The 579-nt window shown below is 52.8% G+C and carries 1 protein-coding gene; it reads right to left on the bottom strand.

Going from position 1 to position 579, the window contains the following annotated elements; all coding sequences use genetic code 11:
* Window positions 1-455: GTP-binding protein (locus ACFFRH_RS44970; RefSeq protein ID WP_000031726.1), on the bottom strand; the 455-nt coding region annotated here is incomplete at its 3' end.
* Window positions 456-579: the final 124 nt, after the last annotated feature.

Raw genomic sequence — 579 nt, 5'->3', positions numbered from 1 at the left:
ATTTCAACCAGTTCCAGCAGCTCTTCGTCATCAACCATGTCGCATTTGTTCAGGAACACGATGATGTACGGAACGCCTACCTGACGACCCAGCAGGATGTGCTCACGAGTCTGCGGCATCGGGCCGTCAGTCGCAGCAACTACCAGGATCGCGCCGTCCATCTGCGCAGCACCGGTGATCATGTTTTTAACATAGTCGGCGTGCCCCGGGCAGTCTACGTGTGCGTAGTGACGGGTCGGGGTGTCGTATTCAACGTGAGAAGTGTTGATGGTGATACCACGAGCTTTTTCTTCCGGCGCGTTATCGATCTGGTCGAATGCACGAGCAGCACCGCCGTAGGTTTTAGCCAGTACGGTGGTGATTGCAGCGGTCAGAGTAGTTTTACCGTGGTCAACGTGGCCGATAGTACCAACGTTAACGTGCGGTTTTGTACGTTCAAATTTTTCTTTAGACACGGCTATATTCCTTACTATAGTGCTCTCCCCTTCAGGAGAGAGCACGGGACTTTGGTATTAACCCTTAGGCTTATTTACCACGGGCTTCAATTACGGCCTGCGCAACGTTACTCCGCGCCTCATC

This window comes from Streptosporangium vulgare, from assembly GCF_042428775.1.
GTDB lineage: Bacteria > Actinomycetota > Actinomycetes > Streptosporangiales > Streptosporangiaceae > Streptosporangium > Streptosporangium vulgare.
The sequence above is the reverse complement of the archived record's forward strand: the minus strand, read 5'-3'. Positions and strand labels throughout refer to the sequence as shown.